22 protein-coding genes are annotated in these 25,570 nt (G+C 71.4%); 5 read left to right on the top strand and 17 right to left on the bottom strand.

Features of this window, described 5'->3' with window-relative positions; translation table 11 throughout:
• Positions 1-61: 61 nt before the first annotated feature.
• The 9 genes from nirD to ABZ342_RS07265 all read right to left on the bottom strand — a co-directional run bounded on the left by nirD (position 62) and on the right by ABZ342_RS07265 (position 12,365).
• Complete coding sequence (gene nirD / locus ABZ342_RS07305) at positions 62-406, bottom strand: nitrite reductase small subunit NirD (RefSeq protein WP_360469743.1); 345 nt, start codon at positions 404-406, stop codon at positions 62-64.
• Positions 403-2,925, bottom strand: a complete 2,523-nt coding sequence (gene nirB / locus ABZ342_RS07300; protein ID WP_360469740.1) for a nitrite reductase large subunit NirB — start codon at positions 2,923-2,925, stop codon at positions 403-405. The genes nirD and nirB overlap by 4 nt, the downstream gene beginning before the upstream one ends.
• A gap of 1 nt (position 2,926) precedes the next feature.
• Positions 2,927-4,318 (bottom strand): nitrate/nitrite transporter, encoded by a 1,392-nt coding sequence (locus ABZ342_RS07295; protein ID WP_155549242.1) that lies wholly within the window; start codon positions 4,316-4,318, stop codon positions 2,927-2,929.
• Positions 4,315-5,742 (bottom strand): FAD-dependent oxidoreductase, encoded by a 1,428-nt coding sequence (locus ABZ342_RS07290; protein ID WP_360469736.1) that lies wholly within the window; start codon positions 5,740-5,742, stop codon positions 4,315-4,317. The genes ABZ342_RS07295 and ABZ342_RS07290 overlap by 4 nt, the downstream gene beginning before the upstream one ends.
• A complete protein-coding gene (locus tag ABZ342_RS07285) occupies positions 5,739-7,781 on the bottom strand; it encodes a molybdopterin oxidoreductase family protein (RefSeq protein WP_360469733.1) in 2,043 nt (680 codons plus the stop codon). Before ABZ342_RS07285 ends, ABZ342_RS07290 begins: the two co-directional genes overlap by 4 nt.
• 138 nt (positions 7,782-7,919) lie before the next feature.
• Positions 7,920-8,717: a TIGR02569 family protein gene (locus ABZ342_RS07280; protein WP_360469730.1), complete on the bottom strand. Its 798-nt coding sequence runs from the start codon at positions 8,715-8,717 to the stop codon at positions 7,920-7,922.
• Positions 8,718-8,860: 143 nt separating this feature from the next.
• Positions 8,861-10,036 (bottom strand): adenylyltransferase/sulfurtransferase MoeZ, encoded by a 1,176-nt coding sequence (gene moeZ, locus ABZ342_RS07275; protein WP_360469727.1) that lies wholly within the window; start codon positions 10,034-10,036, stop codon positions 8,861-8,863.
• A gap of 89 nt (positions 10,037-10,125) precedes the next feature.
• Complete coding sequence (locus ABZ342_RS07270; protein WP_360469724.1) at positions 10,126-11,271, bottom strand: DUF3152 domain-containing protein; 1,146 nt, start codon at positions 11,269-11,271, stop codon at positions 10,126-10,128.
• A gap of 80 nt (positions 11,272-11,351) precedes the next feature.
• Positions 11,352-12,365, bottom strand: a complete 1,014-nt coding sequence (locus ABZ342_RS07265; RefSeq protein ID WP_230863101.1) for an alpha/beta fold hydrolase — start codon at positions 12,363-12,365, stop codon at positions 11,352-11,354.
• A gap of 77 nt (positions 12,366-12,442) precedes the next feature.
• On the opposite strand from ABZ342_RS07265, the gene ABZ342_RS07260 reads away from it, so the two are divergent.
• The gene (locus ABZ342_RS07260; protein ID WP_125307066.1) at positions 12,443-13,069 is read left to right on the top strand and encodes a TetR/AcrR family transcriptional regulator; all 627 of its coding nucleotides are present in this window, start codon (positions 12,443-12,445) and stop codon (positions 13,067-13,069) included.
• A 44-nt stretch (positions 13,070-13,113) separates the two neighbouring features.
• Here the strand turns inward: ABZ342_RS07260 and ABZ342_RS07255 are convergent, their stop codons facing one another.
• Together ABZ342_RS07255 and ABZ342_RS07250 are read right to left on the bottom strand one after the other, a co-directional pair.
• Positions 13,114-14,025 (bottom strand): alpha/beta hydrolase, encoded by a 912-nt coding sequence (locus tag ABZ342_RS07255; protein WP_360469720.1) that lies wholly within the window; start codon positions 14,023-14,025, stop codon positions 13,114-13,116.
• Entirely contained in the window at positions 14,022-14,930 is a 909-nt protein-coding gene (locus ABZ342_RS07250) for a diiron oxygenase (RefSeq protein WP_196425905.1), read from the bottom strand. The genes ABZ342_RS07255 and ABZ342_RS07250 overlap by 4 nt, the downstream gene beginning before the upstream one ends.
• 52 nt (positions 14,931-14,982) lie before the next feature.
• Between ABZ342_RS07250 and ABZ342_RS07245 the strand changes: the two genes are divergently transcribed.
• Positions 14,983-15,756: a TetR/AcrR family transcriptional regulator gene (locus ABZ342_RS07245; protein ID WP_155549234.1), complete on the top strand. Its 774-nt coding sequence runs from the start codon at positions 14,983-14,985 to the stop codon at positions 15,754-15,756.
• The gene (locus tag ABZ342_RS07240; RefSeq protein ID WP_360469716.1) at positions 15,753-16,070 is read left to right on the top strand and encodes a DUF4873 domain-containing protein; all 318 of its coding nucleotides are present in this window, start codon (positions 15,753-15,755) and stop codon (positions 16,068-16,070) included. Before ABZ342_RS07245 ends, ABZ342_RS07240 begins: the two co-directional genes overlap by 4 nt.
• A gap of 88 nt (positions 16,071-16,158) precedes the next feature.
• Here ABZ342_RS07240 and ABZ342_RS07235 read toward each other — a convergent pair whose 3' ends face one another.
• The 3 genes from ABZ342_RS07235 to ABZ342_RS07225 form a co-directional block, all read right to left on the bottom strand.
• A complete protein-coding gene (locus ABZ342_RS07235; protein ID WP_360469713.1) occupies positions 16,159-16,626 on the bottom strand; it encodes a pyridoxamine 5'-phosphate oxidase family protein in 468 nt (155 codons plus the stop codon).
• Between the two features lie 170 nt (positions 16,627-16,796).
• Complete coding sequence (locus ABZ342_RS07230; protein ID WP_125307071.1) at positions 16,797-17,027, bottom strand: DUF3107 domain-containing protein; 231 nt, start codon at positions 17,025-17,027, stop codon at positions 16,797-16,799.
• 119 nt (positions 17,028-17,146) lie between these two features.
• The gene (locus tag ABZ342_RS07225) at positions 17,147-17,800 is read right to left on the bottom strand and encodes a ferritin-like fold-containing protein (RefSeq protein ID WP_155549231.1); all 654 of its coding nucleotides are present in this window, start codon (positions 17,798-17,800) and stop codon (positions 17,147-17,149) included.
• A gap of 231 nt (positions 17,801-18,031) precedes the next feature.
• Between ABZ342_RS07225 and ABZ342_RS07220 the strand changes: the two genes are divergently transcribed.
• Positions 18,032-19,822: a DEAD/DEAH box helicase gene (locus ABZ342_RS07220; RefSeq protein ID WP_155549230.1), complete on the top strand. Its 1,791-nt coding sequence runs from the start codon at positions 18,032-18,034 to the stop codon at positions 19,820-19,822.
• Between the two features lie 24 nt (positions 19,823-19,846).
• Positions 19,847-21,193: a hypothetical protein gene (locus ABZ342_RS07215; protein WP_360469708.1), complete on the top strand. Its 1,347-nt coding sequence runs from the start codon at positions 19,847-19,849 to the stop codon at positions 21,191-21,193.
• Positions 21,194-21,344: 151 nt separating this feature from the next.
• Here ABZ342_RS07215 and ABZ342_RS07210 read toward each other — a convergent pair whose 3' ends face one another.
• The 3 genes from ABZ342_RS07210 to ABZ342_RS07200 all read right to left on the bottom strand — a co-directional run bounded on the left by ABZ342_RS07210 (position 21,345) and on the right by ABZ342_RS07200 (position 25,535).
• Complete coding sequence (locus ABZ342_RS07210; protein WP_360469705.1) at positions 21,345-22,055, bottom strand: hypothetical protein; 711 nt, start codon at positions 22,053-22,055, stop codon at positions 21,345-21,347.
• A 12-nt stretch (positions 22,056-22,067) separates the two neighbouring features.
• The gene (locus ABZ342_RS07205; protein ID WP_196425935.1) at positions 22,068-22,919 is read right to left on the bottom strand and encodes a PD-(D/E)XK nuclease family protein; all 852 of its coding nucleotides are present in this window, start codon (positions 22,917-22,919) and stop codon (positions 22,068-22,070) included.
• Between the two features lie 147 nt (positions 22,920-23,066).
• Positions 23,067-25,535 (bottom strand): alpha-L-rhamnosidase C-terminal domain-containing protein, encoded by a 2,469-nt coding sequence (locus ABZ342_RS07200; RefSeq protein ID WP_360469702.1) that lies wholly within the window; start codon positions 25,533-25,535, stop codon positions 23,067-23,069.
• Positions 25,536-25,570: the final 35 nt, after the last annotated feature.

The raw sequence follows: 25,570 nt of genomic DNA, 5'->3' as shown, positions 1-25,570 counted from the left end.
CCGAGCTCGTCCGCTCGGCGCGCCGCGGTGATGCCGACCACGAACCCGGTCAGCGGCAGGATCACGGGCTCTCCACTTCGACCACGCCCTCTCGCACGCGCACCTCGTACACCGGAACCGTCACACCCTCGGCGTCCAGGCACTGTCCACTGTCGAGCGCGAACCGTTCCTTGTAGACGGGCGAGGCGACCACCGGGACCCCGCCCGCGTCACCGACGATGCCGCGCGAAAGCACCGCCGCGCCGCTGCACGGGTCCCAGTTGGACAGTGCGTACCACCGCGCGCCGGGCAGGTGGAAGATCGCCACCTGGACGCCGCCGTCGAACAGCGCGGCCACCCCCGCGTACTCCGGCACCGCTTCGGCGGCGCACACCGCCGTCCAGGTCCGTTCGATCGACGTCGTCATCGGCGCACCTCGCTGTTCGAAAAGCGCGGGACTCCCAGCATCACGGGCACTTTCTGCTCCCGCTCCGAACGGAACGAGATCGCCGGGTCGGGCGTGCCGGGCGCGTTGACGAAGGACGAGAACCGGGCCAGCTTCTCCGGGTCTTCGAGGACGCCCTTCCACTCGTCGGCGTAGTTGTCGACGTGCTTGGCCATCGCCGCGTCGAGGTCTTCGCAGATGCCGAGCGAGTCGTCGACGATCACCGCGCGCAGGTGGTCGAGACCGCCGTCCAGCTCCTCGATCCACGGCGCCGTCCGCTGCAGTCGGTCGGCGGTGCGCACGTAGAACATGAGGAACCGGTCGATGGTCCGGATCAGCGTCTCGGTGTCCACATCGGACAAGAGCAGCTCGGCGTGGCGCGGGGTCGTGCCGCCGTTGCCGCCGACGTAGAGGTTCCAGCCGTTCTCGGTGGCGATGATGCCGAAGTCCTTGCTCCGGGCCTCCGCGCATTCCCGCGCGCACCCCGAAACCGCCGACTTCAGCTTGTGCGGCGACCGCAGCCCGCGGTAGCGCAGCTCCAGCTCGATCGCCAGCCCGACGCTGTCCTGGACGCCGTAGCGGCACCACGTCGACCCGACGCACGACTTGACCGTGCGCAGCGCCTTGCCGTAGGCGTGCCCGGACTCGAAGCCCGCGTCCACCAGCCGGCGCCAGATCAGCGGCAGCTGGTCCACGGTGGCCCCGAACAGGTCGATCCGCTGGCCGCCGGTGATCTTCGTGTACAGCCCGAAGTCCTGGGCCACCTGACCGATGACGATCAGCTTCTCCGGCGTGATCTCGCCACCGGGGATCCGCGGGACGACCGAGTACGTGCCGTTGCGCTGCAGGTTCGCCAGGTACCGGTCGTTGGTGTCCTGCAACGTCATCTGCTCGCCGCCGAGCACGTGGCCGTTGCCGAGGGTGGCCAGGATGGACGCCACCGCCGGCTTGCAGACCGCGCAGCCGCTGCCCGCGCCGTACCGGCCGATCAGCTCGCTGAACGTCGTGATCCGGGTGGCCTGGACGATCTCGAACAGCTCCGCGCGCGACTGCGGGAAGTGCTCGCACACGGCCTTCGACTGCTCGACGCCGCACGCCGTCAGCAGCTTGCCGAGCAGCGGGACGCACGAGCCGCACGCGGTGCCGGCGCGAGTGCACGCCTTGAGCTTCGGGACGGTGTCGCAGCCGTCTTCGTGGATCGCCCGCGTGATCGCGCCCTTGGAGACGGCGTTGCACGAGCAGATCTGCGCCGCGTCCGGCAGCGCGTCGACGCCGACCGCGGCGCCCCCGCCGGCCGGGGCGAGGATCGCGCCCGGCTCGGCGGGCAGCGGACGGCCGACGAGTGCCCGCAGCGTGTTGTACTCGGTGGCGTCGCCGACGAGCACACCACCGAGGAGCGTCTTGCCGTCGTCGGTGACCACGAGCTTCTTGTAGGTGCCGGCGACCGCGTCGTTGACGGCGACTTCCAACGCGCCTTCGGTCTTCGCGTGCGCGTCGCCGAACGACGCCACGTCGACGCCCATCAGCTTCAGCTTCGTGGACGTGTCCGGCTCCAGGAACTCGCCGGACCCGCCGGTGAGCTGGGCGGCGACGATCTCGGCCATCGCGTAGCCGGGCGCCACGATGCCGTAGACGCGGCCGTCGACGGCCGCGCACTCACCGATCGCGAACACCGCCGGGTCGCTGGTGCGGCAGGAGGAATCCGTGAGCACCCCACCGCGCGGTCCGACGTCCAAACCGGACTGGCGGGCGAGGTCGTCGCGCGGCCGGACACCGGCGGAGAACACGACGAGGTCGACGTCCAGCTCGGTGCCGTTGCCCAGCTTGGCCACCAGCCGCGAACCGTCGGCCTCGATGGCGTCGGTCGACGTTCCCGTGTGGACGGTGACGTCCAGCCCGCTGATGAGCCGGCGCAGCAGCGACCCGCCGCCTTCGTCGACCTGCAGGGGCATCAGCCGCGGCGCCATCTCGACGACGTGCGGCGAGAGTCCCATGTCCCGCAACGCCTTCGCGGCCTCCAGGCCGAGCAGGCCACCGCCGATGACGACGGCCGAGCGCCGCCCGCGTCCCGGCTTCCCGACGGCCGCCGCGCGGATCGCGTCGAGGTCCTCGATGGTCCGGTAGACGAAGCAGCCGGGCAGGTCGTGCCCGGGCACCGGCGGCACGAACGGCCGCGAGCCGGTGGCCAGCACCAACGCGTCGTAGGAAACGACGTCGCCGGAGGCCGTGGTGACTGTCTTCGAAGCACGGTCCACCGACACGACCAGCTCGCCCAGGCGGAGATCCACAAGGGAGTCGTCCGCGTAGTCCGAACCGGGCAGCGCCAGCGACGCCGGGTCCCAGCTGTCCACATAGGACGTGAGTGCCACCCGGTCGTACGCCGGACGCGGCTCCTCGGACAGAACGACGATGTGCCAAGTGCCGGAGGGGTCTTCCGCGCGCACCGCCTCCACGAGCCGGTGAGCGACCATGCCGTGTCCGGCGACGACCAGGGTGGGCATCTCAGACCTCCGCTCCCGCGAGCGCCAGACCGCGCTCACTCGTGGGCTGTTCGGCGGGCTTGCGCAGGTAAACCGCCCAGGTGACGGCGAAGCACAGCCCGTAGAAGACGAGGAACCCGACGAACGCGGGCACCCCGCTCTTGGCGTCGGCGAACGACTGCCGGAACGCGAGGTTGATGAACAGGCCGCCTTCGGCGCCGATCGCGCCGGCCAGGCCGATCAGCGCGCCGGACAGCCGCCGCGCCTTGAGCAGCTCGGCCGCCTCTTCGGCCCCGTTCGCGATCGCCACCTTCGCCTTCGCGCGGAAGATCGCCGGGATCATCTTGTACGTCGAGCCGTTGCCGACGCCGGTGAGCACGAACAGCACGATGAAGGCGACCGTGAACAGCGCCAGGGACTTCGACGTCGACGCGAGGATCAGCACGACGGTGGACAGCGCCATCCCCACGAAGGTGAAGAAGGTGATCTTGCCGCCACCGATCCGGTCGGCCAGCCAGCCGCCCGCCGGCCGCGAGAGCGAGCCGAGCAGCGGGCCGAGGAACGTCACCGCGGCCGCCTGCAGCGGGGTGCGGCCGAACTGGTTCTGCAGCACCAGGCCGAAGGCGAAGCTGTAGCCGATGAACGAGCCGAACGTGCCGACGTAGAGGAACGACATGACCCAGGTGTGCGGGTCCTTGACGACCTCGCGCATCGCCTTGGTGTCGCCCTTCACCGTGGCGAGGTTGTCCATGTAGAAGTACGCGCACACCGCGGCGACGACGATCAGCGGGATGTAGACGTAGAGCACGATCCGCGGCGCGGTCGCGCCCGCCGTGCCGATCACCAGCAGGCCAACCAGCTGGATGGCCGCGACGCCGAGGTTGCCGCCGCCGGCGTTGAGGCCGAGCGCCCACCCCTTGTGCTTCTCGGGGTAGAACGTGTTGATGTTCGTCATCGACGACGCGAAGTTGCCGCCGCCGACGCCGCCGAGCGCCGCGACCAGCAGGAACGTGCCGAGCGACGTCCCGGGGTGCAGCACGACCGCGGCCAGGATCGTCGGGATCAGCAGCAGCGCCGCGCTGACGACCGTCCAGTTGCGACCGCCGAACTTCGCCACGGCGAAGGTGTAGGGCAGCCGCATCAGGCCGCCGATCAGCGTCGGCGTCGAGACGAGCAGGAACTTGTCGGCGGCCGAGAACCCGTAGTCCTTGCCCATGAACAGGACGATGACCGACCACAGTGTCCAGATGGAGAAGCCGATGTGCTCGGCGAACACGGAGAACCAGAGGTTCCGGCGCGCGACCTTCTTGCCCGTGGACTCCCAGAACTCCTCGTTCTCCGGTTCCCAGTGCTCGATCCAGTGCTTTCCTTGGTGTACCACGGTGTTCTCCTTGCGACGGGTCGGGTTGGTCATTGCGCCGCGAGCCAGTTCGCGATACCGCCGACGGCGTCCGCGCAGCCGCCGCAGCCGGTCGTGGCCCGGGTGGCCCGCGCCAGTGCGGGGGTGTCGGTGGCCCCGGCCTTCCAGGCCTCGACCAGCCGGCTCTTGGTGACGTTGTTGCAGCGGCAGATCACCGCGGCCGCGGGCAGGTCGGCCGGGCTGGCCGCGGGGGCGCTTCCGGTCGGCAGCGCCCGGCCCAGCAGGACCGCGAGGCGGTCGTCGGGCAGCAGTGTGCCGCGGTCGTGGAACTGCGTGATCGACGCGGCGGCGTCGGGCAGGCCGAGCAGGATCGCGCCGGTGACGCGGTTTTCGCGGACGACGAGCTTGCCGTAGCGCCCGCCGGTGGGGTCGTTGAAGGTGAGCACCTCGACGTCCGGGGTGCCGGCGTCGAGCTGCGTCTCGCCCAGCGCGGCGAGGTCGATGCCGCGGGCCTTCAGCCGGGTGACGGCTGTGGTGCCGCGGTAGCGGGCGGCGGCGTTGGTGCCGGTCAGGACGTCGGCCAGGACCTCGGCCTGCTCCCACGCGGGCTGGATCAGCCCGGCCGGCGCGCCGGGGTGGCGGGCGCAGTCGCCGAGGGCGTGGATGCGGCCGTCGCTGGTGCGCAGGACGTCGTCGACGACGATGGCGCCCTCGACGTCGAGTCCGGCGGCCACGGCCAGGCTCGTCTCGGCACGCACACCAGCGGCGACCACGACCAGGTCGGCCGGGACGAGGGTGCCGTCGTCGAGCTTGAGGCCGTCCCCGGGCAGGTAGCGGGCGGCGGTGGCGCCGAACCGGAACGTCACGCCCATGCCGGTGAGCTGCCGGGCCAGCACGTGCCCGGCGGCCGGGTCGAGCTGGCGTTCCATGACGTGCCCCAGCGGGTGCACCACCGTCACCTGGTTGCCGCGCCCGGCCAGGCCGCGGGCGGCTTCGAGGCCGAGCAGCCCGCCGCCGAGCACCGCGACCGGCGCACCGTAGCGGGCGGCGTCGAGGATCCTGGCGCAGTCGTCGAGGCTGCGGAAGGCGACCACGCCCGGCCCGGCTTCGAGGCCTTCGACCGGCGGGATCCAGGGGTTGGCGCCGGTGGCGAGCACGAGCGCGTCGTAGTCCACGCATGCGCCGTCGCCGAGTTCCACGCAGCGCTTGTCGCGGTCGATGCGGGTGACGTCGACCCCGAGCCGCAGGTCGATGTTGTGGCGCGCGGCCCATTCGTCGTCGTGCAGGCGGACGCTCTCGGCGCTCATCCCGCCGGCGACGACGGCCGACAGCAGCACCCGGTTGTAGGCAGCGTGCTTCTCGGCGCCCAGCACGGTCAGCCGGACGCGTTCGGCGATCGGGTCACGGCGGCGGATCTCGTCGGCCAGCCGGGCGCCGGCCATGCCGTACCCGACGATGACGACTTCACGCGGCGTCATGCGGCACCATCCATAGTAGACAGGGAAACGGCACACACCTTGAACTCCGGCATCCGGCTGACCGGGTCGAGCGCCGGGTTGGTGAACAGGTTCGCGCGCTGCTCACCGGGGAAGTGGAACGGCAGGAACACGAGATCGGGCTTCAACGACTGAACGAACCGCACCTTGGCCACGGTCTCGCCGCGCCGGGACCGGATTCTCGCGGGATCGCCTTCCTCGAGCCCGGCCCGCTTGGCCGTATCGGGGTGAACCTCGACGAATGCTTCGGGGACGACATCGTCGAGTTCCTTGATCAGCCGCGTCTGCGCGCCCGACTGGTAGTGCTGCAGCACGCGACCGGTGGTGGCCTGCAGCGGGAACTCCTCGTCCGGCAGCTCGGCCGGACCGGAGTACTCGACCGGCACGAACCGCGCGCGACCGTCCGGGTGAGCGAACGCGTCGAGGAACATCCGCGGGGTTCCGGGGTGGTCATCCGCGGGCACCGGCCAGTGCAGGGCCTCGCCGTCGCGCAGCCGGTCGTAGCTCACGCCGGAGTAGTCGGCGACACCACCCTTGGACGCGATCCGCAGTTCTTCGAACACGGTCTCGGGGTCGGCGGGGAAGCCCGCCTTACCCAGCCGTAGCGCGAGTCCGTTGAGGACGTCCAAGTCGGACCGGACGCCGACCGGCGGGTCGATGGCCTTGCGCCGCAACAGGACGCGGCCTTCCAGGTTGGTGAGCGTGCCGTCTTCCTCGGCCCACTGCGTGACCGGGAGGACGACGTCGGCCAGCGCGGCCGTCTCCGACAGCACGAAGTCGGCGACGACCAGGAAGTCCAACGCGGACAGTCGATCTTGGACCCGTCCCGAGCGCGGCGCCGAGACGACGACGTTGCTGCCGAACACCATCAGCGCCTTCGGGCCCTCGTCGGTGCCCAGCGCGTCCAGCAGCTCGGTGGCCGAGCGGCCGGGCCCGGGCAGGCTGTCCGGGTCGACGCCCCAGACACCGGCGACGTACTCGCGCGCGGCCGGGTCGTCGAGCTTGCGGTAGCCGGGCAGCTGGTCGGCCTTCTGACCGTGCTCGCGGCCGCCTTGACCGTTGCCCTGGCCGGTGAGGCAGCCGTAGCCGGAACCTTCACGGCCGGGCAGGCCCAGCGAGAGCGCGAGGTTGATCCAGCCGCCGACGTTCGCGGTCCCGGTGGCGTGCTGCTCGGTGCCGCGGGCGGTGAGGAGGTAGGCGTTGCGGGCATTGGCGAGCTTCGCGGCGGCGAGGCGCATGTCGGCCGCCGGGACGCCGGTGACGCGCTCGGCGCGTTCCGGCCACCACGTCGCCGCGATCCGCCAGGCTTCTCCGAACTCGTTCGTGCGTGCGTCCACATAGGATCGATCGAGGTGACCGCCTTCGACGACGGCGTGCAGGATCCCCAGCGCCAGCGCGAGATCCGTGCCCGGCGCGGGAGCGAGGTGGAGGCCCGCCGACTCGGCGGTCGGGGTGCGCCGCGGATCGACGACGATCAGGTCGGCGCCGCGCAGGTGCTGGACGAACGGCGGCATCGTCTCGGCCGGGTTCGCCCCGGCGAGCAGCACGACGTCGGCGTTCTTGAGATCCGTGACGGGGAACGGCATCCCGCGGTCGGCCCCGAAGGCCTTGATCCCCGCGGCGGCGGCCGAGGACATGCAGAACCGGCCGTTGTAGTCGATCTGCGACGTGCCGAGCGCGACCCGGGCGAACTTGCCGAGCAGGTAGGCCTTCTCGTTGGTCAGCCCGCCGCCGCCGAAGACCGCGACGGCGTCGGGGCCGTGCTGTGCTTTCAGCTCGGCGAGCTTGCGCGCGACGAAGTCGAGGGCGAAGTCCCAGCTGACCGGCTCGAGCGCGCCGTCGACCCGGATCATCGGGGTGGTCAGCCGCCGCGGCGAGGTGAGGAGCGCCCCGGCGGTCCAGCCCTTCTGGCACAGGCCGCCGGCGTTCACCGGGAAGTCCCGCGGGGTCACGCGGACGCCGTCGAGGCGCATCCCGCACTGCAGCGCGCAGTACGGGCAGTGGGTGTCGACCTGCGGCACGGGCACCTCCTCGGCGTTCGGGATGACCCGACGCTAAGGAGGCCGTGTTACTCGGAATCGACCGAATGTTTCAGGCAGTTGACATTGCGACGGGTTTCCCGCGCCCCCGGCGGTGAGGTGAGTGACCCGCGCCACTGCTCAGAGCACACCGCTGACTTCGCGAGCCGCCGCGCGAAGGCCGTCGAGAGCCGCGCGGGTGGACCTCGGGTTCAGCGCGTTCGACGCCAGCCGGAACAGGATCGCGCGCAGCAGCAGCTGCGGCCACTCCGGCAGGTGGGCCCACCGCTCGAGCAGCTCCCGCTTCGCGCCGCCCCAGGCCAGGGCGTCCACCGCGACGATCGCCGCGCCGTACTCGCCCGGGCGGTAGTACGGGACGAAGTCGACGAGGCCGGGAGCCTCGTCGCCGTCGAACAGCAGGCCGGCCAGCAGCTCGCCGTGGGCCACCTGCAGCGGCAGCTTGATCGGGCGGCGGGCGCCGGCGAGGACCTCGAACCAGCGGCCGCCCTTCGTCTCTTCGAGGGGGACCTCGAGCTCTTCCCACGCGACGCGGTCGGCGACGGCGTCGATGTCACGACGGCCGGCGATGAAGTCCGGCCGGGGCAGGCCGATGGTCGCGCGGTGCAGCTTCACCGCCGCCAGCACCGAAGCGTCGCCGCGGTGCTCGGGCGTGCCCGCCACGAAGCGGGACGCCGTCCAGCCGCCGACGATCCAGCGGCCGTCGCTGGAGCGGACCGGCTTCGCCACGCGCAGGCCCGGCTCGTGGATGTAGTCGAGGGCGCGGGCCGTCCACAGCGTCCTGGCCTTGTCCGTGACCGGCTTGAACACGAGGTCGCCGCAGCGCCACGCCGTCGAATCCGGCATCGGTTCACTGCCGTCGTCGAGGCCGCCGAAGGCCGCGCAGACGTGCGCCGGAGGACGTTCGAGGGTTGTCCGCACAACTGGTGACGGTACCCGGCCGGGCGGTCCACGATCGAGAAGACGCGCTGGTCACGCAGTGTTTTAGCGCCGGAGCGCGACTCGGACGAAACGCCGTGAAGGCCGCCTCCGAAGCCGGAGGCGGCCTTCACGGGCAACCACTGTCAGTAGGTCGGCAGGCTCGGGTCGATCTGCTTGGCCCAGGCCAGCACACCGCCGCCGAGGTGCGTTGCGTCCTTGAACCCGGCCGCGTGCAGCGCGGCGAGCGCCTCCGCGGACCGCGCGCCCGACTTGCAGTGCAGGACGATCGGCTTGTCCTGCGGCAGCTCGGCCAGCGCCTCGCCCGAGAGGATCCGGTCCTTCGGGATCAGCGTCGCGCCCTTGATGTTGACGATCTCGTACTCGTGCGGCTCGCGGACGTCGATCAGGGCGAAGTTCTCGCCGCTGTCGAACTTGGCCTTGAGCTCGGCTGGCGTGATCGTGTTGCCCGTCGCGGCCTGGGCGGCCTCGTCGGACACCACGCCGCAGAACGCCTCGTAGTCGATCAGCTCGGTGATCTTCGGGGTCTCCGGATCCTTGCGGATCTTGACCTCGCGGTACTTCATCTCCAGCGCGTCGTAGCTGATGAGCCGCCCGAGCAGCGTCTCGCCGATGCCGGTGATGAGCTTGATCGCCTCGGTCACCATGATCGAGCCGATGGACGCGCACAACACGCCCAGCACGCCACCCTCGGCGCAGGAGGGGACCATGCCCGGGGGCGGCGGCTCCGGGTAGAGGTCGCGGTAGTTGAGGCCCTTGCCGTTCGGCGCGTCCTCCCAGAACACGCTGACCTGGCCCTCGAACCGGAAGATCGAGCCCCAGACGTACGGCTTGCCCAGCAGCACCGCGGCGTCGTTCACCAGGTAGCGCGTGGCGAAGTTGTCGGTGCCGTCGACGATCAGGTCGTACTGCTCGAAGATCTCGAGCGCGTTCGACGAATCCAGGCGGTCGGTGTGCAGGTACACCTTGACCAGCGGGTTGATCTCGGCGATCGACTCCTGCGCGGACGCGGCCTTGAGCTTGCCGACGTCGGACTGGCCGTGGATGACCTGGCGCTGCAGGTTCGACTCGTCGACGACGTCGAAGTCGACGATACCGAGCGTGCCGACGCCGGCCGCGGCCAGGTACAGCAGAGCGGGGCTGCCGAGGCCGCCGGCCCCGATCACCAGGACCTTCGCGTTCTTCAGCCGCTTCTGCCCGGCCACCCCGACATCCGGGATGATCAGGTGACGGCTGTACCGGGCCACCTCTTCCTTGGTGAGCTCGGCAGCCGGCTCGACGAGCGGCGGCAGTGCTGACATCGGGTCCTCCATCTCGCGCGGATCGCGTCCATCCCACTATGCACAACGCGCGCAGGCAAATAGACCTTCCCGGGTCCAGATGCTGAGAACTACGGCGTGGGGTTGGGCCAGGAGTTGGTCTTGCAGATGCGGCCGTCCTTGGCCACCTTGCCCTTGTCGCCGCCGGGGATGTCGTTGAGCATCGAGACGTAGTCGTCGTTGACGCCGAACGACTGCTGCATCATCACCGGCGCGGGCTGGTCGTTGCCACCGCAGCCGACGTGCTGGTTGCCCAGGGCGTGCCCGACCTCGTGGTTGATGGCGTACTGCCGGTACCCGGTCATGTCGGCGCCGTACGCCTTCGCGCCGCGCACCCAGCGGGCCAGGTTGATCAGCACGCGGCCGAGGCTCTTGCGGTAGCAGGAGGCCTCGAACTTGATCTGGAACCCGCAGGCGTCCGGCCGGTGGGTGGTCTCCGGCGTGGTGAGGCTCACCCGGAACGTCGGGTTCGGGAAGTTGGCGTCCACGCGCTGGAACGCGATCTTGCCGTCCCAGGTCCAGCCCTTCGCCGGGTCGGACAGCGTGCCCTGGACGGCCGAGGCGAAGGCGTCGTCGCCGGCGTAGCTCGCCGGGTCGATGCCGTCCTCGACCTCGATCGTGTACGTGTACAGCTTCCCGTTGCCGACCTTCGGGCCGCTGCCCGGCACCACGTGCCACTTGCCGGCGCCCGCCTGCGTGAACGGGCCGCCGTCGGGCAGCTCGGCGGTCGGCACCTTGAGGTCGACGGGCGTGGCCGGGTTCTCCGGGATGGCCTGCTCGCCGTTGCCGTCGATCGCGCCGCCGGCCGCGTCCCCGCCCGCCGACTCGACGCCGGCCGGCGCCCCCTGCTCGGCGATCGGCTCGGCCGGGCTGTTCGCGGTGTTGAAGACGACGAGCACGGTCAGCACGACGAGGATCGGCAGGGCGTAGACGCGCCAGCCGTAGGTCTTGGTGAACTTCGCGAGGCCGGCCTTCGGCGGCTCCGGCTTCTCGCGCGGGGTCTCGACGTGCGGCTTCCAGGAGGCGCTCAGCGGCTCGGCGCTGGTCCGCCGTCCGCCCGGGCGGTAGCGGTCCTCGCCGACGCGCTGGGCCGGCTGCCCGCCGGGGCGGTACTGGCCGTTGCGCGGGGGGTCTTCGGGCTCCGGGGTGCGGCGGGCCGAGGCACGGTGGGGAGCCCGCCGATCTTCGCCTCGCGCGTCGTGCTTCACCCGGTCCACCGCACCAGGGTGCCACAGCGCCATCGGACCGTTATGAGCGACTGGCGGTCCACCCGGGGATTTGTCGGCACCCGATCGGGCTACCAGGTCCCGGCTTCGACGTGCTCCCACATGCCGAGCACGGCCTTCGCCACGACGATCGGGCGCTCCATCTGCGCCACGTGACCCGTCCGCGGCAGGACGAGCAGCCGGGCCTTCGGGATCACCCGGGCCGTCCGCAGGGCGCGTCGCACGGAGATGACCCGGTCCTCGCGGCCCCAGACCACCAGCGTCGGCGCCTTCACCCGCGGCGCCGACGACCACAGGGAGGCTTTTCCGAGCGTCGACCAGGCCCGGAAGATCGCGAACGTGCTGCGCGCCATGGCCGGCCCGGCCCAGGCGAACCCGGCACGGGCGCCGTGCTCCTCGGCCAGCTCGTCCAGCCGGCTCGCCGGGAACCGCGACGGGTCGGCGAAGCACAGCTTGATCACCTGCGCGGCGCGTTCGCGCGGGCCGAGGGCGGCCAGCTGCGCCCGCACCCGCGCGCCGACCAGCGGCAGGTACGCCAGCGCCATCCGCGGGTCCGACAGCCGTCGCGGGTCGAGGCGGCGGTCCGGCATCGCGGGCGAGATGAGCGTCAGGGTCTTGACCAGCTCGGGGCGGCGTTCGGCGATGAGCAGGGCGATGGCGCCGCCCATGGAGTTGCCGAGCAGGTGCACCGGCGCGCCGACGTCCTCGATGTGCCGCGCGACGACCTCGGCGTGCGCCTGGAGGCTGAAGTCGAAGCCTTCCTCGGGCTCCGAGTAGCCGAAGCCGGGCAGGTCGGGCGCGGTGCCGCCGGCGACCGGCGCGAGCAGCGCGGCCAGGTCGGTCCAGTTCGTCGACGAACCGCCGAGACCGTGGACGTACACCGCGGGCACGCCGTCCGGACCCGGCGTGCGGCGGACGTGCAGGCGAGCCGTCCCGACTTCTTCGAAAGTCGCCGGCCAGGGCGGGAGTATCGGTTCCAGTGCGGGTAATCCCCTGGTCGACAGGGGCACGTGGGTGAGGGGCACCCGCGTGGTCACGGCGGCGTTCACGAACCCAGGATGCCCGACACTTGGCAAGGCATACATACCGGCGAGTAATCTTCAGGACGACTTCACGCGGTGGCGACCCCGCCCGTCGAAGGTGTGAAGACGGGAGGATGGGCATGACGGAGATGACGCGGCTGCAGCAGCGCGGGGTGCGCCTGCCCCGGACGGAACGGCGGGCCCAGCTCCTCGCCGCGGCGCAGCGGGTCTTCGCCGAGAACGGCTACCACGCCGCCGCGATGGACGAGATCGCCGAAGTGGCCGGTGTCAGCAAGCCGGTGCTCTACCAGCACTTCCCCGGCAAGCTCGATCTCTACATCGCGCTGCTGGAGAGCCACGTCGACGAGCTGGTCAAGCGCGTGCAGACGGCACTGGACTCGACGACGGAGAACCGTCAGCGCGTCCCGGCGACGGTCGGCGCGTTCTTCGACTTCGTCAGCAACGACGCGGGTGCGTTCCGGATGGTGTTCGAGTCCGACCTGCGCGGCGAGCCGGCGGTCCAGGAAGCGGTCGACCGCGCGACGTCGGCGAGCGTGGACGCGATCACGGAGACGATCACGGCGGACGCGGGCCTCGACGAGGACAAGGCGCGGCTGCTGGCCGTGGGCCTGGTCGGGATGAGCCAGGTCAGCGCCCGGTTCTGGCTGCAGCACCACCAGTCGATGAGCCGCGAGGAAGCGGTGGCGCTGACGGCCAACCTGGCGTGGCGCGGCATCGGCGGCGGCTTCCCGCTCAAGGACTCCTGACCCGCCGAAGCGGCACGTCCCCCGAGGGAAGTGCCGCTTCGCGGTCAGCGGGTGGCGGCCACCCGGACCAGCGCGGAGATCCTGCGGGCGACCTCGAACGGGCGCTCCTGCGGCAGCATGTGCCCGGCGCCAGGGAACCGGACGAACTCCGCGTGCGGCAGCTCGTCCGCGATCACCTTCGCGTGCGCGAGCGGGCAGAGCCGGTCCTTCTCCCCCGCCAGCACCACCGACGGCACGTCGCACAGCGCGCCCAGCCCGCCGACGCCGCGGTGGGCCGCGATCGCGTCCAGGAACATCCCCGCGCTCGCCGGATGCGCGCTGAGCAGCTGCTCGACGACGCTGTCCACCTGCGCGCGTCCCGGCCGGTCACCGAAGACGAGCCGCCGGGCGCCCGAGCGGACCATCCCCGGCCGCAGCCGCAGGGTGTCTGCCTTCAGCCGGGCGAGCAGGCGCGCCACCCGCGGCTCGAAGCGCGTCACGCCGCGGCCGACCAGGCCGGGGAACCCGAGCGTCAGCTGGTCCATGTCCCCGGACGACGTCGCGACGAACGCCGCCCCCGCCAGCCGCTCCCGGACGAGGGCAGGGTGCCGTTCGGCCAGCACCATGAGCGTCATGCCGCCCATCGAGTGCCCGGCCAGCACCAGCGGCCCCTCCGGGACGCGATCGGCGATGATCTCGGCCAGGTCGTCGGCGAGCCGCGCGATCGTCGCCGAGCCCCGCCGGGCGTGCGCCGAACCGCCGTGGCCGCGCAGGTCGTAGCGCAGGACGCGCACGCCGGGGTCGAGGTGCGGCAGCACGAAGTCCCACGTCCGGTGGTCCTGCGTCCAGCCGTGCACCAGCACCAGCGTCACCGCCGAATCGGCCGGCCCGGACGTCGAAAGGTGCAGCGCGGCGCCGTCGCTCGCGACGAACCGGTGCCCGATCGACGGGTCCCGCAGCCGCGACGCGGTCGTCATCGGCCCGCCGGGAGCAGGAAGGACTTGCGCCAGAAGTACTTCCCGGGCAGCCCGACCAGGCCGGACTCCTCCAGGAACGGCATGATCTTCTCCCCGGCCCAGGCGATCGTCCCCTGCCAGTGCGGGTTGTTCAGCGCCGCCTCGACGCCGTCGCGCGGCCGGATGCCGACCGCCTTGTAGACGTTCGGGTTGATGAACGCCCGCGTCACGAAGTACGAGATGAGCGCGATGACGAACTGCTGGTAGCCGATCTCGGCCTTCGACAGCTTCGCCATGCCGCGCGTGACTTCTTCGCGGGCGAAGGTGACGTGCCGCGCCTCCTCCAGCACGTGGATCCGGTTGACCATCCGGACCAGCGGCTGGACGCCGTCGTCGTTCATCTGCTCGCGCTGCAGCCGGTCCAGGACCTCCTCGGCCACCAGGATCGCGCCGTAGCGCGCCGGGCCGTAGGAGATCGTCGGCATCAGCTTCGCCAGCTTCCGCAGCCACGGTACCGGGCCGTAGGCGGGGCAGCCGATCCGCGACGCCATCCGCGCGAACATCGTCGAGTGCCGGCACTCGTCGGCGATCTCGGTGAGCGCGAACTGCGCGTGCGCGGACGTCGGGTCCTGCTCGTAGACCTCCTTGAGCAGCATCTGCATCAGGAGGATCTCGAACCACAGTCCCGTGGTGGCGACGCTCGCGACCTCGTGCTTGCCCAGCTCGATGCGCTGCTCGGGTGTCAGCTTGTCCCAGAGCTCGGTGCCGTAGAGCGAGGAGCGCTCGTCGAGGATGAACCGCTTGCCTTCGACGAGCGGGGCCGCCCAGTCGATGTCGACGTCGGGGTCGTAGAACTTGTTCGCCGACGACTTGAGCAGGCGGTTCGCGGTCTTCTCGCGATCCGGTTCCTTCAGCGTCCGCGTCATCGCCGACACCCCTTCCAACATGTAACTTGAGGTAACAGTTACCTCTGGTAGCATGAGCCCCGTGATCGAACGTGTCAAGCGCTCCGGCAAGCCGTCCAGGTCGTCCTCGCGCGACGAGGAGGCGACCGGCGACGCCCGCCGCGACCGCTGGCGCAAGCACCGGATCGCGCGGCGCAAGGAGTTCGTCGAGGCCGCGCTGCGGGCGCTCGACACGCACGGCCCCGACCTCGGCATGGAGGACGTCGCCGCGGAGGCGGGCGTCACGAAACCCGTGCTGTACCGGCACTTCGACGACAAGGCCGACCTCTACGTCGCCCTCGGCCAGCGCGGCACGGAGATCCTCTTCGAGCGGCTGATCCCGGCGATCAACGCCGAGCTCGCGCCGGTCCCGCGGATCCGGATGGCCCTCGACGCGTTCTTCACGGTGATCGAGGAGCACCCGAACCTGTACCGGCTGCTGGCGCACGGGCGGCCGGAGAAGCCGGTGTCGTCGGACGTCGTGGCCGAGGACAAGGAACTGATCGCGACGGCGCTGACCGCGCTGCTGGGCGACTACATGCGGATGTTCAACATGGACTCCGGCGCGGCCGAGCCGTGGGCGCACGGGATCGTCGGCATGGTCCAGAACACCGGCGAGTGGTGGCTCGACCGCCGGTCGATGGGCCGCGACGCGGTGGTCGAGTACCTGACGCAGATCATCTGGGCGGCGATCGACGGGCTGACCCGCCAGCACGGCGTGGTCATCGACCCGAACCAGCCCCTGGAAGCCAACAAGGTGGTCCAGCTGGGCCGCGCGGAGTCCGAGTCGTTGGAGGAGACGTCATGAGCGAGCACGACGAGGACGGCTACAGCGGTCCGGCGACGCTGGAGGTCGACGGCGTGTCGCTGTCGACGACGGTGGAGCTGCGCGGCTACTTCCAGCCGATCGACGGCTTCTATCGCTGGTACGGCCGGGTCGCGGTGAACGAGGAGCTGACTCGCCTGGCCGGAGGCAAGAAGAAGGCCGTCTCGATCCAGGCCGGCGCGTATGCGGCCACCGGGGAGCTGTCGGACCCGGACCCGTGGGGGCGGTACCGGATCACCGGCACGAGCACGCCGCCGTTCCACGTCCCCACGACGCTCGAAGAGCTCAACGCCTAGAACGCCGTGAAGGCCCCCTCGGTCGAGGAGGCCTTCACGGACTTCGGAACCGGGGCGGCCGACCCGCGCGGCGGCCGACCCGGCCGGATCAGGGGTGGCGCGGGCCGGGCAACGGGCCCGGCAGCTCACGTCCGGGCAGCCAGCCGTTCGGGATGTCCGTCGCGCGCCACTTGCGGACGCTCAGGCGCACGGCGGTGACCGGGGCGGCCAGGAACGGCTCCGCCTCGGGCACCTTCGCGACGAGCAGGTCGCGCACCAGGGCATCGTCGTCGGCCGGGACGACCTCGGCCAGCGCCTGGGCCTGCAGGAACGGCTGCATCGGCGAGCCCGTCGACACCACCACCGAGACGACCGGGTTCTCGCGGACCGCGGCCAGGGTCCGGCCCCGGTCCTCGAGGACGAGGTTCAGCGTGAACGGTCCGCTCTCGGCGAAATACACGCCGCCGACCCACGGGCCGTCGCTGCCCGAGGTCGCGAGGAACATCGACTTGTGCGCGGAGAGGGTGTTCCGCACGAGATCCGCCACGTCGCTCGCCATCGGCTCGACAGTGGTCATGCTGGGTGCTCCTGGGGGTCGGGGCGTCCGGGTCCCGTGACACCGGATCGCTCGCCGAAGTTAGGCGGCGGAATCGCGACACACCAAGGAGAACCGACCGATCCGGTGAACCCCGGAGCGCACGAAGGCCACCCCGGGCGGTCCCGGGGTGGCCTTCGAGTGGCTCCGAGTCAGTCGCCGACGCCGAACCCGACCTTGCGGACGTCGGACGGGGCGATCTCGACGTACGCGATGCGGTCGGACGGGACGATGTACTTGCGCCCCTTCTCGTCGCTGATGCGGAAGAGCCCGTCACCGGCCGTCAGGGCCTCGGCGACCAGCTTCTCCACCTCTTCGGGAGACTGGCCACTGGACACCACCAGCTCGCGCGGCGTGTCCTTGATGCCGATCTTGACCTCCACGTGGGACCTCCGCTGGAAATTCGTAAGGGATGTGCTCGGCAAGGCTAACCGAACGGGCTCGTTCCGGTGGCGCATGTCCGCGCTCGACCGCGTCCTCACTTCCGGGTACTCCATCGGGGTCAGCCCAGGCCGAGCGCCTGCATGCGCTTGGTGTGCCCCTGTTGCAACCGCCGGAACAACGCGGCAATTCCGGAGAGGTCACCCGAGCCGCCGATGATGAGCTCGGCGAGCCCGTCGCGCTCGGCGACGACGTACTGGGCCTGGGTCAGCGCCTCACCGAGCAGGCGGCGCCCCCAGAGGGCCAGCTTGTCGCGGGTCTTGGGGTCGGCTTCGATGCCGGCGGCGACTTCGCGCTCGGCGAACGCGGAGTGGCCGGTGTCGGCGAGCACGGTGAGCACGAGGTCCTTGGTCTCCGGGTCGAGCCAGCTGGCGATCTCCCGGTAGAGGTCGGCGGCCAGTCCGTCGCCGACGTAGGCCTTGACCAGCGATTCCAGCCACGACTTCGGCCGCGTCGAGGCGTGCCAGGCGTCGACCTGGGCCACGAACGGCGACATCGCGTCTTCGATCTTGACGTCGTGCGCGGCGAGGTGCCGGCCGAGCAGGCCGTAGTGACCGATCTCCGCCGCGGCCATCTGCGCCAGCGCGGCGCGCCCGGCCAGGGTGGGGGCGCTGCGCGCGTCTTCGGCCATCCGGTCGAACGCGGAAAGTTCGAGGTAGGCGATCACACCCAGAAGGTCGACTACGCCTTCTGAGATCTCTTTCGGCTCGGTCACGGGGGCAGGGTATCGCCGAAGCACCCGGGCGTGTCGGGACGAGACCGATCACACTGGTTCCGGCGTGCCGGGTACTGTCGAAAAACTGCTGACCAGGTACACTGCGGATGATATAGAAGCTTCCGTACGCCATACCGGCGTCGGGAACAGGCAGGTCACGTTGGCTTGCCGACGTACTGCAATGTGCGTGCACGCCTCTTCCGGCATTCCCGGGGCGGACCGGTTCCGCGCTTGAAGATCAGCGCCAGGGACCAGGGTTTACTCCCGGTCGAGTGTCGAGCGGACCCACGGCTGTGCGCGCTGGTCACGAGAGAGGCGATCACCCTGACCGCAGAAATTCCCACAACCGAACAGACCCCCGCCGTCGCGCTGGAGCACAGCGAGACCGGCCCGGCCGCGCTCGACACCTCGCACCCGCTGCAGGCGGGCGTCGAGGTCGAGCCCGAGAACCCGACCTTCGCGTCCTTCGGCGTCAAGCCGGAGATCGTCAAGGCCCTCGGCGAGGCCGGCATCGAGCGCACCTTCGCGATCCAGGAGCTCACCCTGCCGCTGGCGATGGCCGGCGACGACCTCATCGGCCAGGCCCGCACCGGCATGGGCAAGACCCTGGGCTTCGGCGTCCCGCTGCTGCACCGCGTGGAGGTGCCCGGCGACGGCACTCCGCAGGTGCTGGTCGTGGTGCCGACCCGCGAGCTGTGCATCCAGGTCGCCAACGACCTCAAGGGCGCCGGCAAGCACCTCGGCATCCGCACCCTGGCCATCTACGGCGGCCGCCCCTACGAGCCGCAGATCGAGGCCCTGCGCAAGGGCATCGACGTCGTGATCGGCACCCCGGGCCGCCTGCTCGACCTGGCCGAGCAGCAGCACCTCGTGCTGGGCAAGGTCCGTGGCCTCGTGCTGGACGAGGCCGACGAGATGCTCGACCTGGGCTTCCTGCCCGACATCGAGCGCATCCTGCGGATGGTGCCGGACGAGCGGCAGACCATGCTGTTCTCGGCCACCATGCCCGGCCCGATCATCACGCTGGCCCGCACGTTCCTGCGGCAGCCCACGCACATCCGCGCCGAAGAGAACGACGCGAGCGCGATCCACGAGCGCACCACGCAGTTCGTCTACCGGGCGCACTCGATGGACAAGCCCGAGGTGATCGCCCGCGTCCTGCAGGCGAAGGACCGCGGCCTGACGATGATCTTCAGCCGCACCAAGCGCACCGCCCAGAAGGTGGCCGACGACCTGGTCGAGCGCGGCTTCGCGGCCGCCGCCGTCCACGGTGACCTCGGCCAGGGCGCGCGCGAGCAGGCGCTGCGCGCGTTCCGCTCCGGCAAGGTCGACGTGCTGGTGGCGACCGACGTCGCGGCCCGCGGCATCGACATCGACGACGTCACCCACGTCATCAACTACCAGTGCCCGGACGACGAGAAGACCTACGTCCACCGCATCGGCCGCACCGGCCGCGCGGGCCGGACCGGCGTCGCCGTCACGCTCGTCGACTGGGACGAGATGCCGCGCTGGAAGCTCATTTCGGACACCCTGGGCCTCGACAAGCCGGAGCCGGTGGAGACGTACTCGTCGTCACCGCACCTGTACGCCGACCTGGGCATCCCCGAGGGCACGAAGGGCCGGCTGCCGCTGGCCAACCGCACCCGGGCCGGCCTGGCCGCCGAGGAGGAAGAGGACCTGGGCGGCAAGCGCCGCGGCCCGCGTGGCCGGGGCAAGCCGGGCGAGACCGTCTCGGAAGACGCGCCGCGCAAGCGCAACCGCACCCCGCGCAAGCGGACCCGCGGTGGCTCGCACGCGGCCGAGGCGATCGAGGCCGCGGACAACGCCGCTGCCTCGTCCCCCGACGACGCTCCCGCCGCCGAGGGACGCACCCGGTCGCGTCGCCGCACCCGCGGCACCGCGCCGGAAGCGACCGGCCCGGCCACCGAGAAGGAAGCCGGCGACAACGCCGAGCGGCCCGCTCGGCGGCGCCGCCGTCGCCGTCCCGCCGCGACGTCTGATACACCTGCGTCGGCAGACTGAACCTGAACGCGGGGGTCCGGGCACGTGAGCGACGTCGGGAAGGCGCCTGAAAACGCGCCTGAAGAGACCCCTGAGTACGGCTCGGAGGACGTCCTCGAGGACGCTTCCGAGGAGGTCTCCGAGGAGGCCGAGAGCTCTCCGCCCGCCCCGCGGGTCAAGGCGCGTCGTTCGCCTTGGAACCGCGGGCGGGACCGGGTGGCCGCGGCCTTGGTCGCGGTCGTCGCGGTCGCCACCGCGCTGGTCATCGGCGTGACGAGCGACAGCGCGGCGACCGACCGCACCGAGGCGGCGCCGCCCCCGCCGTTGCCCGCGGCGCCGGACAAGGTGCCCGGCTCACTGGCCGAGATCTGGAGCGCCCGCAGCGGCGCGACGCCGGTCCCGGTGGTGGCGGGCGACGCGGTGGCGACGGCGGACGGCGGCGAGGTCGCCGCCCGCGACCCGCTGACCGGGCAGATCCGCTGGCACTACACGCGTGACCGGCCGTTGTGCACGATGAACGAGACGTGGGGGCGGCTGAACGCCGTCTACGCCAAGTCGGAGGGGTGCAGCGAAGTCACGCAGCTGGACCCGGGCACGGGCCGGATCACGGCGCAGCGCAACGGCAACGCGGAGCTGGGAACGCGCCTGGTCGGCGACGGCTCCCACGTGACGGCAACGGGCAAGAAGCTCCTCACGACGTGGCGCGACGACCTGGTGCAGAGCGCGGAGTACGGCCAGGTCCCGGCGCTGGTCAACGCGGGCAAGCAGCCCCGCACGGGCTGCACGTACGGCACGGTGGCGGCGGCGTCGGGCAAGGTCGGCGTGATCGAGCGCTGCCCGGGCGACCCGGCGGACCGCCTGACGGTCTACAAGGCGGCCCCGGAGAAGGACGACGAGCCATCAGTGGCGTTCAGCAGCGTGCTGGCCGGCAAGCGAGCGCGCGTGATCGCGATGTCCGGCGACCTGACGGCGGTGGTCCTCCCGGACCAGAAGCTATTGGTGGTCTACAACGGCGACGGTTCCCAGCGCGCGGCGTACCCGCTGGACGTGCCGGCCACGGACCTGGCGGCGGACCCGGCCGGCGGTGTCGAGGCGACGACCCAGACGACGCAGAACGTGTACTGGTTCAGCGGGTCGAAGATGCTGGCCCTTTCCCGCGACGACCTTTCGCCGCGCTGGACGTTGAGCAGCGCATCGGGGCCGGGGATCCTGTTCGCGGCCCAGCTGGTGGTCCCGATCAAGGGCGGCTTGGCGGTGCTGAACGAGAACGACGGCTCCACGATCCGGACGGTCGGGGTGGACCGCCGGGGGTACGCGGGGGCGGTCCGCTTGGGCGCGGCGGGCCCGGTCCTGCTGGAAGAACGCGGCGACACCCTGACGGCCCTGAAGTAGCCGGCGCGAGTCACGAGTTCGGCCCTCAATCACGCGAGTTCCGGCTTCGCTGTTCCGGCGCTGGTCACTCGCGTGATCGGGCGGGCATTACGCGTGTCCGGAGCGGCATCTCGCGTGATTGCAGGGGCATCAAGCGTGCTCGGGCGACGGTTCAGGTGAGCCAGAAGAGAGTCAGGGCTGAGACGGTGAACAGCACCACCGCAACGCCCGCACCCACAGCCGGGGCCCCGTTGCGACGGTCCGCGACTCGCTGGGCCAGCAACGCCAGCACCGCCGCCACCGGGTGGCCGACCAGCAGCACCGCGCCGGGGCCCGGCGCGCCCGTGTTCAGGTCGATCGCCGCCACCACGAGGACGCCGATCGCCAGGACCGTGAGGCCGGCCGCGAGGGAGCCGGTGAAGCCGCGCCACCATCGACCGCCCGGCTTGCCCGGCTCAGCGGGGTCTTCGGCATCGGTCTCCGACGGCTCGACCCGCTCGGGCTCGACGCGTTCCTGAGGGACCGTCTGTGCCTCGGCCACTCCTGGCTCGGCGGCGAACGGCTCCGTCTGCTGCGGAACGACCCGTGCGCCCGGCTCGGTCGCAAGCCGCTCGGTCTGCCGCGACCCCGCCTCGGCCGGGCCGGATCCGGTCGCAAGCCGCTCAGTCTGCTGCGCCTCGGCCTGACCGGCTTCTGCGGCGAGCGGCTCGGTCTGCCGCGACCTCGCCGCGGCCGGGCCGGGTCCAGTCGCAAGCCGCTCCGTCTGCTGCTGCGGCACCTCCCGCGCCTCGGCCGCATCAGTCCCGGCCGAGGGGCGCTCCACTTCGGGCGCGCCCGTGGGCAGCGGGACCGTGGCCAGTTCGTCGGTTTCCGGTGAAGGCACTTTCCCTCCCTGTCAGGGCGCGAGCAGGTCCCACGGCTGCATCTGCGGGGCCGCTTCCTGCCCCGCCTTGCAGCTCGGCCTGAAGTCGCACCAGGCGCAACGGCGGTCCGGGCGGGGCGGGAACAGCTCGTCTCCGTCGCCGCCCGCGTCCAGGGTATCCGTGGCCAGCCTGAGGTCCGAGGCGGTCTCGCCGGCGCGTTGCAGCTGCCTCTGCAGGCTCTCCGGCGTGTGCTCGGCCGCCGCGATCGTGCCGGTCGGGAGGTGGTGCAGCTCCACCGTCGTGCACGGCATCCGCAGCGTCCGCGCCGCCGCCACCGCGTACAGCGCCAGTGCCTGCGACGCCCGGGCCTCGTACTCGTCCGGCGGGCGCCGTCCCGTTTTGTAGTCCACGATCACCAACGCGCCGTCACGCGCGTCGATGCGGTCCGCGCGGCCCTCGATGATCATCGACGGCTTCTCCCCCGGTGACGGGCTCACCGGCGCCGACACCCACCGTTCCAGCCCGACCGGGTCGTGCGTGACGTCGTTGTCCTCGACGTACTCCGCCACCCACCCCTTGGCCCGCGCCCGGTAGCGCGCCGCCTGCTCCTCGCTCTCGAAGCCCGCGTCCTTCCAGAACTCCGCCACCAGCGCCACCGCCCGCTGCGGCACCCGCTTGAGCACCGGCAGGTCGAACAACGCCCGCAGCGCGTTGTGCACCACCGCGCCGAGCGTGCTGTGCGCCCACGGCCCCGTGCGCTGCGGGGTGGGCCGTTCGAGGTACGCGAGGCGGTACCGGCGCGGGCAGTCGTCGAAGGTGGCCAGCCGCGCCGGCGACACCTTCGTGAGCCGTACCGGTTGCGCGACGCCGAAGTCGAACCCCATCTGCTCCTTCACGGCTGTCACGCTACGCACCACCACCGACACTTTTTCCGGGGGTTCGGGTGGCGGAGCCCCCGACTTGGGGCGAAGCCCCAGATGTCACCGACACTTTCCGCGCGGGGCGCGACCGGCCCCGCGCGGAAAGTGCGGCTACTTCACCACGAGGACCGTGTGCGTCCCGCCGGAAACGGCCAGCGCACCACCGGCCACGGCCCGCATCGGCCGCCCGTCCAGCAGTACCAAGCGGCCCGACGGGACCACCAGCGAACCCGACGTCCCGCGAGGAGCCGTCACCGTCAACGAGAACACCGAACCCTGCTGAGTCCACGAAGCCGACAACGCGCCCTTCGGCGTCGGCACCGCTCCGCGCGCCCAGGCGACCGAACCCGGGTGCGGTGACACCGTCCACGTCGCGAAGCCCGGCGAAGCCGGCGAGACGCCCAGCAGCTCGTTCGTCAAAGCGGGCACGACGCCGGTCGACCAGCCGTGCGCCGCCGACGTGTACCCCTGCTCGTAGTGCGACCCGCCCTCGCCGATGCCTTCCCACGCCGTGATGCCCGGGTCGTGGGACGCCATCCAGCCGTACATCCGCTTGATCTGGTCGATCGCCGAGTCCGGCTGCCCGCTCCGGAACCGCGCCTGCAGCTCGGGGAACGACGTGAACGCGTACACGCGCTTCGTGCCATCGGAAACGAGAGTGTCGTTGTCCATGAACGGGTTCCCGTAGGGCAACGCACCCGCCGCGAGCCGCGCCAACGCCGAAGTGGCCTGCGAAGGCGACGCGATACCGGCCACAATGGCCTGGCTGTTGCCGTCCTGGCCGTGGCGCACCGCGCCCGTCCCGGAGTCGAGGTACGCCCCCGCCGCGGGGTCCCACAGGTAAGCGTTCACCGCGGACGCCACCCCGGAAGCACGCGCGAGCCACCGGTCGGCGTCGCCGGAATGCCCGGTCGCCCGCGCCAGGCCCGCCGCGCCCTGAAGCGCCCGGACGTACAACGCGTTGTAGTAGGTCACTTCGCCCGTACGCGGCAGGAACGCGTAGTCGCCGTAGCCGCCGGTGCCGTTGAGGCCCTTCGCGAGCAACCCGCGCGAATCGGTGACCGACGGGTACCACGCGTCGAGCGTCTTCACGAGCTGCGAGTAGTACGAAGACGCGTACGCGGTGTCGCCCGTGTAGAGCACGTAGTCCCAGCTCGACGTCACCCACCAGAGCGGATAGTCGAACAACGGCAACGTGTAGTTGTTGATCGACGCGGGCGGGATCCAGCCGTCCGCGCGCTGGTGGTCGGCCAGGTCGGCGAGCACGTTGCGCGCCGCGGTGCCGTCCTGGTGGGTCAGGTACTCGGTCAGCCCGGACACCGCGACGTCGCCGACGTACGGGTCCCGGTCGCGCTTCGCACCGTCGTGCAGCACGAGTTTCCCGTCCAGCGACGGCGAGAACGCCCCGCGTGGGTCCACATCGGACGCGCGGAACGTGTCCATCCCCAGCTCGTTGGTGTAGGACGCGGCGTACCAGTAGCGGTTCAAAGCATCGTCGGACGACTCGAACCAGCCGCGGTAGGTGCTCGGCGTCCCGAGGAACGGCGTGAAGTCGAGCGAGACGCCGCTGATCCGCACCTCACCCGACGGCTGGGTGAGCGGCGCGTCCGACGCGAGCGCGTCGAGGCTGATCCGCAGGTAGCGGAAGCCGCGCAGGCCGTCCGCGCACACCTGCGTGCCGGAAGCACAGCCCTTCGTGTCCCGCCAGACGGTCGGTGTCGCGGGCACCGCGATCTGGTCGCTGCCCGGCCCGCCGGAGAAGTCCGAGCGCGAGAAGTCGGAGCGTTCGCCCAGGTACTGCTGGGTTTCCGAGGTCGACACCCGGATGCCGGGGTGGTTCGCGGACGCACCCGCGAACGAGATCTTCGGGTAGCCCGCGACGACCTTGCCGAAGTCCACCACCGCGACCGGCACCGGCGGGTCGGCGACCAGGCCGGGCCAGACCTCGGTGACGCGGCTGAACTCCCCCGACGGCGTGTTCTGGTCCTTCGTCACGGTGATCCGGACCTGCGTGGTCGTCACCGGCCGGTCGAACGGCACCGCGCGCTGGACAGCGGTGTTGCCGCTCACCGAAGCCGCGACGCGCCAGGCGCCACCGTCCAGGACCTCCACCGTGTAGTCCTGCGGCACACCGTCCACACTGGACAGGATCGTGACGCCGGGGAGCGCGACGGGTGCCGCCGAGGTGATGGTCAGGACGTCCGGGTAGGCGCCGATCGTGTCGTCGTTCCAGAAGGTGTCGGTGTTGCCGTCGACGGCGTTGCCGGGCGCGTACGTCCGCGGCTGGCCGTTCCCGCCGTTGTTCGGCGCGTGGAACGACGACGCGGCCGCCGTGGTCCCGGTGGGCCAGGCCGGCTTCGGCGGCGGGGCCTGCCGCTTGAACGTCGTGACGCCCCGGCCGAGCAGGCCGTCCGGGTTCGTGACGTCGCCGGCGGTCGACAGCACCTTGACCGGCCGCACGTCCCGGCTCGCCGGCGCGACGACGTACTTCTGCCAGCTCGGGGCGGCGTCGGCGGGTGCGGCGACCACGCCGCTCGCCACCAGCACCGTGACCGGCAGGAATGCTCTGAGCCACTTCATCGAGGCCTCCGAAAACCGACACAAGGCGGTTGAAA

The sequence above is a fragment of the Amycolatopsis sp. NPDC005961 genome (genome assembly GCF_040629235.1).
In the GTDB taxonomy this organism is placed as follows: Bacteria; Actinomycetota; Actinomycetes; order Mycobacteriales; family Pseudonocardiaceae; genus Amycolatopsis; species Amycolatopsis camponoti.
Note: the sequence above shows the minus strand (reverse complement) of the source record. Positions and strands in the feature narration are given on the sequence as shown.